This window comes from Nocardioides sp., from assembly GCF_025965415.1.
In the GTDB taxonomy this organism is placed as follows: domain Bacteria; phylum Actinomycetota; class Actinomycetes; order Propionibacteriales; family Nocardioidaceae; genus Nocardioides.
Window position 1 is genome coordinate 1 of record NZ_JAOPWY010000029.1, and the last position, 14,443, is coordinate 14,443.

A 14,443-nucleotide genomic window follows, 5' to 3' on the forward strand; every position below is an offset into this window, starting at 1 on the left:
ACTCCATGGAGTTCGTGCTGACCGGGCTGAACATCGAGGAGAAGGCCGAGTGGCTGCGCGCCCAGCTGAGCCCCGCCCTGACGGCCGAGTCGGTCACGTGGACCCGGACCGCCCTCCCCACCGCGGATGCCGACACCGAGGAGGGCGGGTCCTGCCTGCTCCGCTGCACGGTGATGGACCCGAGGCCCGAGCCGGTCGCCAAGGCGTTCACCGGCCCCGCGGTCGAGCTCGCGCTCGCGTCGTACCCCGGCTTCACGATGACCGCGCCCCCCGGCCCGCCCACGCCGTACGGCGTCTACCGGCCGGCGTACGTCGACCGCTCGGTCGTCACCCAGACCGTCGTGCACGCGGACGGCTCGCGTGAGGTGGTCCAGGACCCGACCGAGTTCGGTGCGCACGAGCCGGATGCCGGCCGCCGCCCCTCGCCGTACCCCGCCCCCGCGGACTCGCTCAACCGGCGGATGCCGCTCGGCACGTTCGTGCACGCGCGCTCCGGCGACAAGGGCGGCGACGCCAACCTGGGGCTGTGGGTCGCGCACGACTCGGAGGCAGGCGACAAGTACGACGCCCGCGTCACCTGGCTCGCGAAGCTGATCACGCCCAAGAAGGTCCGCGAGCTCGTCCCCGAGTCCGCGGACCTCGAGGTCGAGGTGTTCGTGCTCCCGAACCTGGGCGCCGTCAACGTCCTCATCCACGGGCTGCTCGGCCGGGGCGTGGCCGCCTCCACGCGCTTCGACCCGCAGGCCAAGGGGCTCGGCGAGTGGGTCCGGTCGCGGTCCGTGCACATCCAGGAGGGCCTGCTGTGAGCGCCGAGCGCGAGGCGCTCCGGGCGAGCGCGGCCGAGTTCGTGCGCCGCGAGGTGCTGCCGCACCTGCAGGAGTGGGAGGACGCGCAGACCGTCCCGCGCGAGCTGCACCTCGCGGCCGCGAAGCAGGGCCTGCTCGGTGTCTCGTTCCCCGAGTCGGTGGGCGGCGAGGGCGGCGACCTGCGCGACTCGGTCGCGCTGCAGGAGGCGATGTTCGGCGCCGGCGCCTCCAGCGGCCTGATGGCCGCGCTCTTCACCGGCGGCATCGCGCTGCCTCACCTCGCCGCGAACGGCTCGGCGGACCTCGTCGACCGCTTCGTGCGCCCGACGCTGGCCGGCGAGAAGATCGGCTCGCTCGCGGTGACCGAGCCCGGCGGTGGCTCGGACGTCGCGGGGATCCGGACCACGGCGGTCCGCGACGGCGACGGGTACGTCGTCAACGGCGCCAAGACCTTCATCACCAGCGGCGTCCGCGCCGACTTCGTGACCGTCGCCGTCCGCACCGGCGGGCCGGGACACGGCGGCATCTCGCTGCTCGTCGTCGAGAAGGGCACGCCCGGCTTCACAGTCGACCGGTCGCTGCGCAAGATGGGCTGGCACTGCTCCGACACCGCCGAGCTGTCGTTCGTCGACGTACGCGTGCCGGTGGCGCAGCTCGTCGGCGAGGAGGGCACGGGCTTCGGCCAGATCGCCGACCAGTTCGTCGTCGAGCGGATCGCGCTGGCCGTCCACGGCTACGGCATCGCCGCCCGCTCCCTCGACCTCGCGGCCGCCCACTGCCGCGACCGCCAGACCTTCGGCCGCCCCCTGATCGGCAACCAGACCGTCCAGCACACGCTCGTCGAGATGCGCCGCCACGTCGAGGTCGCGCGCACCTACACGCAGTCGGTCGCCGCGCGTCACGTCGCCGGTGAGCTCGTCGTCGCGGAGGCCTGCCTGGCCAAGCAGACCGCGGTGGACTGCGCGGCGTACGTCTGCGACCGCGCCGTCCAGCTCTTCGGCGGCTCCGGCTACATGCACGGCACCGAGGTGGAGCGGCACTACCGCGACGCCCGGCTCCTGCCGATCGGGGGCGGCGCCGACGAGGTGCTGCGCGACCTGACGGCGAAGTTGATGGGTTATGCGTCATGACGACCGCGAGAGGAACACGATGAAGCTGCTGCCGTCACTGGGGGACAAGGTCTCGGTCTGGATGGATGCCCCGCCCGCCGAGGTGTGGGCCCTCGTCAGCGACGTGACCCGGATCGGGGAGTTCAGCCCGGAGACCTTCGAGGCGCGATGGACCCGCGGATCGACCGGGCCCGAGGTGGGTGCATTCTTCAAGGGCCACGTGAAGCGCAACGGCGTCGGCCCGACCTACTGGAGCCTCTGCAAGGTCACGAGGTGCGAGTCCGAGCGGGTCTTCGAGTTCTCGGTCGGCACCGACGCGATGACGGTCAACAACTGGGGCTACGAGCTCGCTCCGCAGGACGGCGGGACGCTCGTCACGGAGTACTTCCGCCTCGAGCCGTCGCTGCCCACCCGCATCTACTGGACGGTGCTCGGGGTGCTGCGCGGCCGGACCAACCGGCGCGGGATGCGCACCACGCTGGAGCGGATGAAGGCGGTGCTGGAGGCGTGACGAATCGTGAGGCGATGCTCGAGAAGCTGGCCGACCTCGACGCGCAGCACGCGGTCGCGGTCGCCGGTGGCGGGCCGAAGTACGTCGACCGCCACCACGCCCGCGGCAAGCTGACCGCGCGCGAGCGGATCGAGCTGCTCCTCGACCCGGGGAGCGCGTTCCTCGAGCTGTCGCCGCTGGCCGGGTGGGGCTCCGACTTCACCATCGGGGCCTCGCTCGTGACCGGCATCGGCGTCGTCGAGGGCGTGGAGTGCGTGGTCAGCGCCAACGACCCGACCGTGAAGGGCGGCGCCTCCAACCCCTGGACGGTGAGGAAGGCCTTCCGCGCCGCGCAGATCGCCGAGGAGAACAACCTCCCCACGATCTCGCTCGTCGAGTCGGGCGGCGCGGACCTGCCGACGCAGAAGGAGATCTTCATCCCCGGCGGCAGGCTGTTCCGCGACCTCACGCGCGCCTCGGCGCGCAAGCAGCCCACGATCGCGCTGGTCTTCGGCAACTCGACCGCCGGCGGCGCCTACGTCCCCGGCATGAGCGACTACACGGTCTTCGTGCGCGGTGGCGCCAAGGTCTTCCTCGGCGGCCCGCCGCTGGTGAAGATGGCGACCGGGGAGGAGTCCGACGACGAGTCGCTCGGCGGCGCGGAGATGCACGCCCGGGTCTCCGGCCTCGCCGACTACCTCGCCGAGGACGAGCACGACGCGATCCGGATCGGGCGGCGGATCGTGGCCCGGCTCAACCGGCGTCGTACGACCGAGGTTCCAGTCCTCTCCCACGGGTTCCCGCCCGTTGCAACGGGCCCGAACCCCGGCAATCACCGGGTACCCGGTGGTTCCCCACGGTGGGCCGAGCCCGACGCCGACCCCGACGGCCTCCTCGACCTCATCCCCGCCGACCTCAAGGAGCCCTTCGACCCGCGCGAGGTGATCGTGCGGATCGTCGACGGGGCCAGCGAGCGCAACGGCCGGCCCTTCGACGAGTTCAAGCCGCTCTACGGCACCTCCCTCGTCACCGGCTGGGCGGAGATCCACGGCCGCCCGATCGGCATCCTGGCCAACGCCCAGGGCGTGATCTTCTCCGAGGAGGCGCAGAAGGCGGCGCAGTTCATCCAGCTCGCCAACTCCTCCGACACACCGCTGCTCTTCCTCCACAACACCACCGGCTACATGGTCGGCAAGGACTACGAGCAGGGCGGGATCATCAAGCACGGCGCCCAGATGATCAACGCGGTCTCCAACAGCACCGTCCCGCACCTGTCGGTGATCATGGGGGCGTCGTACGGCGCCGGCAACTACGGCATGAACGGCCGCGCCTTCGACCCGCGCTTCCTCTTCACCTGGCCGAGCGCGAAGTCCGCCGTGATGGGCCCGGCGCAGCTGGCCGGGGTGCTCGAGATCGTCGCCCAGCAGTCCGCGGAGTCCAAGGGAGAGGTCTTCGACGCCGAGGGCTTCCAGGGCATCAAGGACTACGTCGAGGCCTCGGTGGAGGAGCAGTCCCTGCCCTACTTCCTCTCCGGGATGCTCTACGACGACGGCGTCATCGACCCGCGCGACACCCGCACGGTGCTGGCGATCTGCCTCAGCGTCATCGCCAACACCACGATCCGCGGCGCCGAGGGATACGGAGTGTTCCGCACATGACGACACCCATCCACCTGGTCGCCGTCGCCAACCGCGGCGAGATCGCCAGCCGCGTCTTCGCCACCTGCCGCCGACTGGGCATCGAGACGATGGCCGTCTTCTCCGACGCCGACGCTGAACTGCCGTTCGTCGACGATGCCGACTACGCCGCCCGCCTGCCGGGCAACACCCCCGCCGAGACCTACTTGCAGGGCGAGCGCATCGTCCAGCTCGTTCGCGCGAGCGGCGGCCAGGCCGTGCACCCGGGCTACGGCTTCCTGTCCGAGAGCGCCGACTTCGCCCGCGCCGTGATCGCCGGTCAGCTGGTGTGGATCGGTCCGCCGCCGGAGGCCATCGAGGTGATGGGCTCCAAGGTGCGTGCCAAGGAGCTGATGCGTGCCGCGGGCGTGCCGACGCTCGAGGCGCCCGAGGAGCCCACCGAGTCCGACCTCCCGTTGCTGGTGAAGGCCAGCGCGGGCGGCGGCGGCCGCGGCATGCGGGTCGTCCGACGCCTGGAGGACCTCGACGCCGAGGTGGCCGCGGCCGGGGCCGAGGCGCTCAGCGCCTTCGGTGACGGCACGGTCTTCGTCGAGCCGTACGTCGCTGCCGGGCGCCACGTCGAGGTGCAGATCCTCTTCGACGCTCACGGCAACGGTGTGGCCGTCGGCGACCGCGACTGCTCGCTGCAGCGGCGACACCAGAAGGTCATGGAGGAGGCCCCGGCCCCGGGGCTGCCCGACGACGTCCGCGCGGCGATGCACCGGGCGGCAGTCGAGGCTGGTCGAGCGGTCGACTACGAAGGCGCGGGCACCGTCGAGTTCCTCTACGACCCCTCCACCGAGCGCTTCTGGTTCCTCGAGATGAACACTCGGCTGCAGGTCGAGCACCCCGTCACGGAGTGCGTCACGGGGCTCGACCTGGTGGCCCTTCAGATCGGCGTCGCGGAGGGCCGGACGCTCGACGACCTGCTGCCCGGCGGCGTACCGTCCCCGAGCGGCCACGCCGTCGAGGTGCGCCTCTACGCCGAGGATCCCGCCTCCGAGTGGCAGCCGACAGCGGGCCGCCTGGCCCGGTTGGACATTCCTGCGGACACCTCCTTCGGCCTCCTGGCCCGGCACGGGATCCGCGTCGACGCCGGCTACGGGTCGGGCGACGTGGTCGGCACCCATTACGACGCGATGCTGGCCAAGGTGATCAGCTGGGGCCCAGATCGAGGCTCGGCCCTGCGCAGCCTGAAGGGTGCGCTCCGGCACGCCCGACTGCACGGCATCACCACCAACCGCGACCTCCTCATCGCGATCCTCGCCGACCGCGACACCCTCGACGCGACGATGACGACCTCGACGCTCGAGATGCGGCTGGCCAAGGAGTTCTCGGACCTCACCCCGACTGGCGACCCGGAGTTCGCACCATTCGTGGCAGCGATCGCGCTAGCGTCACGCGACGCCGAGCGCCGCGTGGTGCAGCAAGGGGTGCCGATCGGGTGGCGCAACGTCGTCGCCCAGCCGCACCGCACGACCTTCGAGGTGGCCGGGCTGGACGAGCCGGTGGTCGCCGAGTGGTACGCCGGTCGGGATGGCTTCCGCAGCGCGACCGACGACGACATCCGCGTCATCGAGGCGACCTCGACCCGCGTCGTGGTCGAGCGGGGTTCCTTCCGGCAGTCGATCGACGTGCACATCGATCCCGTGTCGAACGAGGTCCACCTCGACGACGACTCGATGGTGCGACAGACCCTGCGCGAGGTCCCGCGCTTCACCGACCCCGCCGACGCGGTGGCGAGCGGGTCGCTGCTCGCGCCGATGCCCGGCACGGTCGTCAAGGTCGTCGCCGAGGTCGGTGCGACGGTCGAGGCGGGCGACTCAGTGCTGGTGCTGGAAGCCATGAAGATGCAGCACACCGTGACCGCGCCGCACGACGGCACGGTCACCGAGATCCACGTCGAGCCCGGTGCGCAGGTCGCGTCCGGGGAAGTCCTGGCAGTAGTGGAGGAACACCCATGACCAACTTCACCGAGACCGACGAGCGCCTCGAGCTGCGGCGCCAGGTGGCCAGGCTCGCCAAGGGCTACGGCCGCGACTGGTTCGTCGAGCGCGCCCGCGCCGGCGAGAAGACCACCGAGCTGTGGCTCGAGATCGCCAAGGCGGGCTACCTCGGCGTCAACATCCCGGAGGAGTACGGCGGCGGTGGCGGCGGCATCGGCGACGTGGCCGCGGTCTGCGAGGAGCTCGCCGCGCAGGGCTGCCCGCTGCTGATGATGGTCGTCAGTCCGGCGATCTGCGGGACCGTGATCGCGCGCTACGGCACAGAGGCGCAGAAGCAGAAGTGGCTCCCCGGCATCTGCGACGGCACCGCCACCATGGCGTTCGCGATCACCGAGCCCGACGCGGGCACCAACTCCCACAACATCACGACCACAGCCCGCCGAGACGGTGACGAGTGGGTGCTCAAGGGCCAGAAGATCTACATCTCCGGCGTGGACGAGGCCGAGAACGTCCTCGTCGTGGCCCGCGCCGAGGACACGAAGACCGGCAAGCTCAAGCCGTGCCTCTTCGTCGTGCCGACGGACTCCGCAGGCTTCGAGTTCACCGCGATCCCGATGGAGATCGTCAGCCCCGAGAAGCAGTTCCAGGTCTTCATCGACGACGTCCGGCTCCCCGCCGACGCGCTGGTCGGCGACGAGAACGGCGGCCTCGTGCAGCTCTTCGCCGGGCTCAACCCCGAGCGGATCATGGCGGCGTCCTTCTCGACCGGCCTGGCGCGCCACGCCCTCGAGAAGGCATCGGCGTACGCCAAGGAGCGCACCGTCTTCAAGGCCCCGATCGGCTCCCACCAGGCGATCGCCCACCCGCTCGCGATGGCGCACATCGAGACCGAGCTCGCGCGCCTGATGACCCAGAAGGCGTCGGCGCTGGTCGACGCAGGCGACGACATGGCGGCGGGCGAGGCGGCCAACATGGCGAAGTACGCCGCTGCCGAGGCAGCCGTCCACGCCGTCGACGCTGCCGTGCAGACGCACGGCGGCAACGGCATCACGCAGGAGTACGGCATGGCCGGGCTGCTCGTTGCCGCGCGCGCGGGGCGGATCGCCCCCGTGAGCCGCGAGATGATCCTCAACTTCGTCGCGATGCACAGCCTGGGGCTGCCGAAGTCCTACTGACGACCACCGGCGGGGCTCACCCGCAGGTGGTGTGCCGCTTCGCTGACCAGCGGCCGCCCGCGGCGGTTCCGTGGATGTCGGGGTCAGCCCAACGGCGGGATGTTGGCGTTGCCACGGAAGACGTTGTCCGGGTCCCACGCGGACTTGATCGTCCGCAGCCGGTCCCACTGCGCCGGGCTGTAGGCCTCCTGCACCCGCGTCTGGGCGTCGTCGCTGGTGAAGTTCACGTAGACGCCCCGGCTGTGCGGGGCGAGGGCGTCGAAGAAGCCGCGGACCCAGGCCCGGTGGCGGTCGGCGTCCCCGGCCTGCTCGGGCAGCCACGACGCGACGATGTTGATGTCGTGGCTCGCGTCGCGATGGGGGAAGGCGGTCGCGTCGTCCGGCACCCGGCTCATCGCACCGCCGAAGCTGAAGATCGGCACGGTGGACAGCGGGCTGCTGATGGTCGCGAGGTGCTCGCAGATCGTGTCGATGACGTCGCCCGTGAGCGGCCCGAGGCGGTGCGACTTCCAGTAGTAGTGGCGCCCGTGCGGCACCGCGGGGTCGAGGAACTTCTGGTGCGTGACGTACGGCTTGGGCGCGACGCTGTCGAGCACCGGGTGGCCCAGCGCGCGCACGGGTGCCAGCACCCGCTCGCCCTCCTCGACCGGTCCGGCGTACGTCGCCACCAGGCCGATGATCGGCCTGCCGTGGAGGTGCTCGGGGAAGAGCGGCAGCGCCGGGGCGAGGCGCAGGTTGGCCATCAGGCCGACCTCGTCGGGTGCGTCGGCGATGAAGTCGCGCAGGAACGCGAGCACCATCGGCGCCTCGTCGGCCGGCCAGGCGACCAGGCCCGCGAGGATCGTCGGGCCGAGCGGCTGCAGCTCGAAGGTGAAGTCGGTGACGACGCCGAAGTTGCCGCCGCCGCCGCGCAGGCCCCAGAAGAGGTCGGCGTTCTCGGTCTCCGACGCCTGCACGATCGAGCCGTCGGCGGTGACGACATGGCAGGAGCGCAGGGCGTCGATGGCCAGTCCCGTCTTGCGCATCAGGTGGCCGATCCCGCCGCCGAGGGTCAGCCCGGCGATGCCGGTGTGGCTGATGTAGCCGCTGGTCATCGCCAGCCCGAAGGCCTGGCTCTCGCGGTCGACGTGGGCGTTGAGCGCGCCGCCCTGTGCCGACACGGTGCGGGCGACCGGGTCCACGACGGTGCCGCGCATCCCGGAGAGGTCGAGGACGACGCCGTCGTCGACGAGCGAGTGCCCCGCGATCCCGTGACCCCCGCCTCGGACGGCGACGGGCAGGCCTCGCTCGCGGGTCCAGCGCAGCGCGGCGGCCACGTCGCGGGCTCCCTCGCAGCGGGCGAGGAGGGCCGGACGGCGGTCGATCTCGCCGTTCCAGATCTTGCGGTGGTCGTCGTACGCCGGGTGGTCGGGCGTGATGAGGTCGCCCACGAAGCCGGCGGCGAGCGACTCGGTGGCGGTCAGGTCGAGCACGGTCATGGTGGTTCTCCTCGTCTGTGGGTGGTGCCGCACCAGAGTCGGTCGGCCGAGGAGGAGCCCGCGAGTATCGATCCTGTACTGGTACAGAACCCATAGCGGTCCTACCGTCGGGAGATGGCAACCACCTACGGTCAGTTCTGTCCCGTCGCGATGGCCTCGGAGGTGCTCACCGAGAGGTGGACGCCGCTGGTGGTCCGCGAGCTCCTGTGTGGCAGCACGCGCTTCAACGACCTCCGCCGCGGGGTCCCGCTCATGTCGCCCGCCCTGTTGTCGAAGCGCCTCAAGACCCTCGAGCGCGTCGGTGTCGTGGACCATGTGGGCGGCGAGTACCGGTTGACCGCGGCCGGCCAGGAGCTCTGGCCGGTGATCGAGTCGATGGGCAGATGGGGACAGCGCTGGGCGCGCGGCGACGTCATCGCGAAGCACTACGACGCCTCGCTGCTCATGTGGGACATCCACCGCAACGTCGACGCGTCGGCGCTGCCCGAGGGCCGCGTGGTCGTGCACTTCCACCTCAAGGGCTCGAGCGACAAGAAGAGCCACTTCTGGCTCGTGCTCGAGTCGCCGACGGTGGACCTGTGCCTGACCGATCCCGGGCACGACATCGACGTCGACGTCGCCGGGCACGTGCAGACGATGATCGACTACTGGATGGGGCGGCGCGGCCTGATGGACGCCGTCAAGGCCGGAGACCTGGCCGTCGCCGGCCCGCGCGCGCTGGTGCGGGCCCTGCCGACGTGGTTCACCCGGAGCACCTTCGCCTCGGTTCCCCTGCCCGAGAGCGCCTGACCGTCCGACCGCGGTGGCAGGCTGTACGCCGTGGCTCTCGCTGACCGTCCACTCGTCCCCGAGGCGTGGGTGCTGCGCATCGACGCGACCCTCGGCGCCCTGCCGCGCTGCCGCCAGGAGTCGGCATGGACGGGCACCCGCTGGCGGGTCGGCAGCGCCACGGTGGCGCACGTGTTCGGCGGCGAGGACCAGGTCTTCCGCATCACCTTCCGCGGCGAGCCCGACGAGGTGGCGGCCTTCGAGCACCTCGGTCACCCCTACTTCCGCTCTGGCTGGGGCGGCAACGTGATCGGGATGGTGCTCGACGACGACGCCGGGATCGACTGGGACGAGCTCGCCGAGCTGCTCACCGACTCCTACTGCCTCCAGGCGCCGGCCAGCCTGGCCGAGCAGGTCGTCCGGCCCTGACCACCGCTCAGCGCAACGGCACGAACCGATAGCGGCCGTGCTCGGTCACCACCGCACCGGGGTTGACGATCCGCAGCATCGTGCCCGCCACTGGGATCACCAGCACGCCGTCGTCCGCCAGCTGCGCGACGAGCGCCTGGGGCAGCTCGTCCGGCTCGGCCGACACCAGGATCCGGTCGTACGGCGCGCCGCCGGGGTCTCCGAGCACGCCGGAGGAGGCGAGCCGGATCGTCGCCCACGGCCGCCGGGTCCGGGCCAGGTTGGCGGAGCCGAAGGCCACGAGCGCGGGCTCCAGCTCGACTCCCAGCACCGAGCCGGTGGGACCGACGAGGTGTGCCAGCAGCGCGGTCGTCCAGCCGGAGCCGGCTCCGACGTCGAGCACCCGCTGCCCGGGATGCACGTCCAGCAGCCGGAGCATGTCGGCGACGGTGCGGGGCTGGGAGCTGGTCTGCCCGGCCGCGATCCGCAACGGACCGTCGTACGACGCCCGGTGACGGACCCCACGCGGCAGGAAGTCCTTGCGGCGGGTCGTGGCGAAGGCGGAGTCGACCGGATCCATCAGGGACTCAGAGCCACGTGTTGTCGTGCTCGGCCATGAAGCGGTCGTAGGCGTCCTGGTCGAGGTCGCCGAGGCCCGCCGCCAGGCCCTCGAAGTAGGCCTCGCGCGGGGCGCCGGGCGCGAAGTGCAGCAGCATCTTCGCCGCCCCGTCCTCGTTGCGGAAGCCGTGGATCCCACCCGCCGGCACGTGGGCGAAGTCGCCGGCGTGGGTCTTCACCCAGTCCGCGCCGTCGAAGATCGTGACCGTGCCCTCGAGGACGTAGAACGACTCGGTGATGGTCCGGTGGAAGTGCGCTCCCGGCCCGCTCTCCGGGCCGGCGAACTCCCAGCGGTAGAGGCCGAACGTGCCGCAGGTCTGCGTGCCCCGGGCGAGGTGGAAGACCTTGTTGCCGTTGGGGTAGACCACGGCCGGCTCGATCCCCGCCCGCACGATGCTGGCGGAGACCTCCCCGGACTCGCCGTCGTAGAGCGGCGGCGGGTAGCTCACTGGGACGAGGCCTCGTAGGCGTCCTGCACCTGCGCCGGGGAGGCGGCGCCGGGCTGGCTGATCCGGACGTGGTTGCCGAACGGGTCGCGGATGCCGAAGTCGGTGCCGTAGGGCTGCGCGACCGGCTCCTGGGTGATCTCGACGCCGGCGTCGCGGAGGGCGGCGTACGTCGCGTGGACGTCGTCGCTCAGCAGGAAGACGCCGCCGAGGGCGCCCTTGGTGACGAGCTCGCGCACCTGGGCGGCGGTCGACTCGTCGTGCTGGGGGCCGCCGACGAGCTCGAGGAGCAGCGAGGTGTCCTGGCCCGGGACGCCGACGGTGAGCCAGCGCATGAAGCCGAGGTCGATGTCGTCGCGCAGTTCGAAGCCGAGGTGGGTCGTGTAGAAGTCGAGTGCCTCGTCCTGGTCGAGCACGGGCACGCTGCGGATGTGGAGTGAGGTGATGTGGTTGCTCATGGCGACGACGTTAACCAGCGTCGGCGCCCGGGCGCTTCTCCGAAACGACTGTCTGCGCCGCACCCGGCTCGGGCTCCCGCGGTCGCGTCCACACCGCGATGAAGCAGGACGGCACCGCGACGGGCTCGTGCCGGAGCCGGAACCCGGTGGGGGAGCAGCCGACGATGTTGCTGAAGGTGCGGCTGAAGGTGCCGAGGCTGGCGAAGCCGACGTCCCAGGCGATGTCGGTGATCGGCCGGTCCGTCTGCCGGAGCAGCGTCATCGCCCGCTCCACGCGGCGCCGTTGGAGGTAGCGGTGCGGCGTCTCGCCGTAGACGTCCTTGAACACCCGCCCGAACTGCGACGCCGACAGGTGCGCGATCGCGGCCAGCGTCGGCACGTCGAGAGGCTCGGCGTAGCGCCGGTCCATCTCGTCGCGGGCGCGCAGCATCCGCCGGTTGGTGTCCTCCTGCGCGCTCAGGTCCATCCGGTGCACGCTAGCCGCCCTGTCGCGACTCCCCCATTTGTGCCTTGACCTCGCAGACGGGGCGGGGGCAACGTGAACGGGTCACATACCCGACCCAACGGACTCGCCATGGAAACCTCTTCCGCCCGGGTCCGCGGACGACGCCTCGCCGCCAGCGGATCCCTGCTCGCGATCGTCATGACGACCGCACTCTCGCTCACCCTCGTCACACCCGGCGCGGCCACGGCCGGCCGCGGTCACCATCCCAGTCCTCCGTCCGGCCCCGTCGTCGTCGCCACGGGGCTGGACAACCCGCGCCAGCTCTCCTTCGACGGTCACGACCTCTACGTGGCCGAGGCCGGCACGGGAGGCGACCTGGCGTGCCGGACCGGGCCCGAGGGGGGTGAGGTGTGCATGGGTGAGAGCGGCTCCGTCACGAAGATCGACTGGTGGGGCCAGCGGCGCGTGCTCACCGGGCTGCCTTCGATGGCCGCGCCGAACGGCACCCGCGCACTCGGACCCGCCGACATCGCCGTCGACGACGGCCGTTACGCCCTGCTGATGGCCCTGGGTGCTGACCCCGCCCTGCGCGACGAGGCCGGTGTGCCCGAGTTCGCCCAGCAGTTCGGCACGCTCCTCGGCGGCACGCTCCGAGGACGCGACCACTCGTGGAGGAGGGGCGGTCACGGCTCCCACGGCTACGGCCCGCGCGTGCTGGCCGACGTCTCGGGCTACGAGGCCGACGCCAATCCGGACGGCGCGCAGGTCGACTCCAACCCGGTCGGCCTGTGGTCCGGCCGCCACGGATGGGTCGTCGCTGACGCCGGCGGCAACGACGTGCTGGGCGTGGGCTGGTGGGGCGATGTCTCGACGCTCGGGGTCTTCCCGACCCGTCTGGTGCCGCCGCCGCCGTTCCTCCCGCCGGGGGACATCCCGATGGACGCCGTGCCGACCTCGGCGGTCCTCGGGCCGGACGGCGCGCTCTACGTCAGCCAGCTGACCGGCTTCCCGTTCCCGCCGAACGGCGCCAACATCTGGCGCCTGGTCCCCGGCCAGGCACCCACGGTCTACGCCTCGGGCCTGACCAACGTGACCGACCTGGCCTGGAGCCGTGACGGTCTCTATGCCGTGCAGCTCTCCGACGCCGGCCTGCTCACCGTGCCCGAGGGGCAGCCGCCGACCGGGTCGCTCGTCAGGATCGGCAGCGACGGCGGGCACGAGACCGTCGCCGCCGGACTGGTGGCGCCCTACGGCCTCGCCCTGTCCGAGCGCAGCGCCTACGTCACCACCTGCAGCGTCTGCCCGGGTGCCGGGGAGGTGGTGCGGATCTCGCTGCGGTGACCTCGCGCCCGAGGTGGCGTCGGTGCCCGGCCTCCGGGCGCCGACGCCACCTCCGCCGCGTGCCGGGGTGTCAGCGCCGCGGCGGGCGCGGCACGAACAGCGGCACGCGGGCGGCGTACTCGTCCCACCCGGCGCGCTGCGACATGGTCTTCTCGAGCAGCTTGGCGCCGGTCACGTTGCGGATGAAGTACGTCATGGCGATCGGCGCGAACACCGTCGCCAGCCCGGGGATCCAGCCCAGCGACAGCGCGCCGGCGAGCCACAGGCCCCACCACACGCAGGCGTCGCCGAAGTAGTTGGGGTGCCGCGTGTAGCGCCACAACCCGCGCTCCATCACCGGTCCGCGGTCCGGGTCCGCCTTGTACGACGCCAGCTGGGCGTCGCCGACGGTCTCGAAGACCATGCCGAGCAGCCACAGGGCCACGCCGGCAGCCACGACCGGCCAGGACCACACCTCGCGGACCGCGCCCACCTGGACCGGCCACGAGATGAACCACAGCGCGAAGCCCTGGACCAGGAAGACCTTGCGCACCGCCACGCCCAGGCCGACCTCGGGGAGCGGCCCGCCGAGCACCTTCTCGTAGCGCGGGTCCTCGCCGTGACCGACGGCGCGGCGCCTGATGTGCCAGGCCAGGCGGAGCCCCCAGACCCCCACCAGGCCCAGCGCCAGCCAGCGCCGAGCCGCGTCCGCACCGGTCGCGGACCCGTCCACGAGGAACCCGACGATCGTCGAGGTGGCGGCGACCAGGACGAAGCCCAGCCCCCACGCGACGTCGACGACGGCGACCCGGCCGAGGCGACAGGCCAGGAGCGCGGTCGCGGCCATGACCAGGGCGGTCGCCGCCAGGGCGACCCCGGAGACGAGCAGGACGTCGCTCACCAGTCGCGCACCCAGGGCATCGCGTGGGCGCCGTCGGGTCGCACCATCAGGATCTGGTCGACGCCCATCCGGCCGTCGCGGAACGCCATCGCGCCACCCACGAGGTAGAGCCGCCAGACCCGGACGACCTCCTCGCCGACCAGCTCGGTCAGCCGCTCCACGTTGCTCTCGAAGCGCTCGAGCCAGCCGGCCACGGTCAGCACGTAGTGCTCGCGCAGCCCGTGCACGTCGCGGACCTCGAGCCCGCCCCTCTCGAGGTGGGCGACGGTCTCGCCGACCGGGCGCATGTGCATGTCCGGGGCGATGAACGACTCGATGAACGGGCCACCGCCGGGCCACCGGCCGGTGCGGGACATCTGCTGGATCAGCACCCTGCCGCCCGGGCGCACCGAGCGGTGC

15 protein-coding genes and 1 pseudogene are annotated in these 14,443 nt (G+C 72.0%); 9 read left to right on the forward strand and 7 right to left on the reverse strand.

Annotated elements, in window-relative coordinates; translation table 11 throughout:
* The 6 genes and pseudogenes from JWN97_RS03200 to JWN97_RS03225 form a co-directional block, all read left to right on the forward strand.
* Positions 1–806 (forward strand): annotated as a pseudogene (locus JWN97_RS03200) (exopolyphosphatase); the annotation flags it as partial.
* The gene (locus tag JWN97_RS03205) at positions 803–1,936 is read left to right on the forward strand and encodes an acyl-CoA dehydrogenase family protein (RefSeq protein WP_297618134.1); all 1,134 of its coding nucleotides are present in this window, start codon (positions 803–805) and stop codon (positions 1,934–1,936) included. The pseudogene JWN97_RS03200 and the gene JWN97_RS03205, both read left to right, overlap by 4 nt.
* Before the next feature lie 19 nt (positions 1,937–1,955).
* Positions 1,956–2,426 carry an SRPBCC family protein gene (locus JWN97_RS03210; RefSeq protein WP_297618137.1) on the forward strand — a complete coding sequence of 157 codons (471 nt, stop codon included), beginning with the start codon at positions 1,956–1,958 and terminating at the stop codon, positions 2,424–2,426.
* 14 nt (positions 2,427–2,440) lie between these two features.
* The gene (locus JWN97_RS03215; protein WP_297618172.1) at positions 2,441–4,063 is read left to right on the forward strand and encodes an acyl-CoA carboxylase subunit beta; all 1,623 of its coding nucleotides are present in this window, start codon (positions 2,441–2,443) and stop codon (positions 4,061–4,063) included.
* Positions 4,060–6,045, forward strand: coding sequence for a biotin carboxylase N-terminal domain-containing protein (locus JWN97_RS03220; RefSeq protein ID WP_297618140.1), 1,986 nt, complete (start codon positions 4,060–4,062; stop codon positions 6,043–6,045). The genes JWN97_RS03215 and JWN97_RS03220 overlap by 4 nt, the downstream gene beginning before the upstream one ends.
* Positions 6,042–7,202, forward strand: coding sequence for an acyl-CoA dehydrogenase family protein (locus tag JWN97_RS03225; RefSeq protein ID WP_297618143.1), 1,161 nt, complete (start codon positions 6,042–6,044; stop codon positions 7,200–7,202). The genes JWN97_RS03220 and JWN97_RS03225 overlap by 4 nt, the downstream gene beginning before the upstream one ends.
* 83 nt (positions 7,203–7,285) lie before the next feature.
* On the opposite strand, the gene JWN97_RS03230 is transcribed toward JWN97_RS03225, so the two are convergent.
* Positions 7,286–8,680: an FAD-binding oxidoreductase gene (locus JWN97_RS03230; RefSeq protein WP_297618146.1), complete on the reverse strand. Its 1,395-nt coding sequence runs from the start codon at positions 8,678–8,680 to the stop codon at positions 7,286–7,288.
* A gap of 114 nt (positions 8,681–8,794) precedes the next feature.
* On the opposite strand from JWN97_RS03230, the gene JWN97_RS03235 reads away from it, so the two are divergent.
* The gene (locus JWN97_RS03235; RefSeq protein WP_297618149.1) at positions 8,795–9,469 is read left to right on the forward strand and encodes a helix-turn-helix domain-containing protein; all 675 of its coding nucleotides are present in this window, start codon (positions 8,795–8,797) and stop codon (positions 9,467–9,469) included.
* Between the two features lie 30 nt (positions 9,470–9,499).
* Positions 9,500–9,877: an MmcQ/YjbR family DNA-binding protein gene (locus JWN97_RS03240; protein ID WP_297618151.1), complete on the forward strand. Its 378-nt coding sequence runs from the start codon at positions 9,500–9,502 to the stop codon at positions 9,875–9,877.
* A gap of 7 nt (positions 9,878–9,884) precedes the next feature.
* Here JWN97_RS03240 and JWN97_RS03245 read toward each other — a convergent pair whose 3' ends face one another.
* The 4 genes from JWN97_RS03245 to JWN97_RS03260 are packed head-to-tail and all read right to left on the reverse strand — an operon-like array spanning position 9,885 to position 11,844.
* Positions 9,885–10,436, reverse strand: coding sequence for a protein-L-isoaspartate O-methyltransferase (locus JWN97_RS03245; protein WP_297618153.1), 552 nt, complete (start codon positions 10,434–10,436; stop codon positions 9,885–9,887).
* A gap of 7 nt (positions 10,437–10,443) precedes the next feature.
* A complete protein-coding gene (locus tag JWN97_RS03250) occupies positions 10,444–10,923 on the reverse strand; it encodes a cupin domain-containing protein (protein ID WP_297618156.1) in 480 nt (159 codons plus the stop codon).
* On the reverse strand, positions 10,920–11,378 hold the full coding sequence (locus tag JWN97_RS03255; protein ID WP_297618159.1) for a VOC family protein: 459 nt from the start codon (positions 11,376–11,378) through the stop codon (positions 10,920–10,922). Before JWN97_RS03255 ends, JWN97_RS03250 begins: the two co-directional genes overlap by 4 nt.
* A 10-nt stretch (positions 11,379–11,388) precedes the next feature.
* Positions 11,389–11,844, reverse strand: a complete 456-nt coding sequence (locus JWN97_RS03260) for an AraC family transcriptional regulator (protein ID WP_297618162.1) — start codon at positions 11,842–11,844, stop codon at positions 11,389–11,391.
* 108 nt (positions 11,845–11,952) lie between these two features.
* On the opposite strand from JWN97_RS03260, the gene JWN97_RS03265 reads away from it, so the two are divergent.
* Entirely contained in the window at positions 11,953–13,164 is a 1,212-nt protein-coding gene (locus JWN97_RS03265; protein WP_297618164.1) for a ScyD/ScyE family protein, read from the forward strand.
* A 70-nt stretch (positions 13,165–13,234) separates the two neighbouring features.
* On the opposite strand, the gene JWN97_RS03270 is transcribed toward JWN97_RS03265, so the two are convergent.
* Positions 13,235–14,044: a DUF1295 domain-containing protein gene (locus tag JWN97_RS03270; protein ID WP_297618166.1), complete on the reverse strand. Its 810-nt coding sequence runs from the start codon at positions 14,042–14,044 to the stop codon at positions 13,235–13,237.
* Positions 14,041–14,443, reverse strand: a 403-nt coding sequence (locus tag JWN97_RS03275; RefSeq protein ID WP_297618169.1) for a class I SAM-dependent methyltransferase, incomplete at its 5' end; no start/stop codon positions are given. The genes JWN97_RS03270 and JWN97_RS03275, both read right to left, overlap by 4 nt.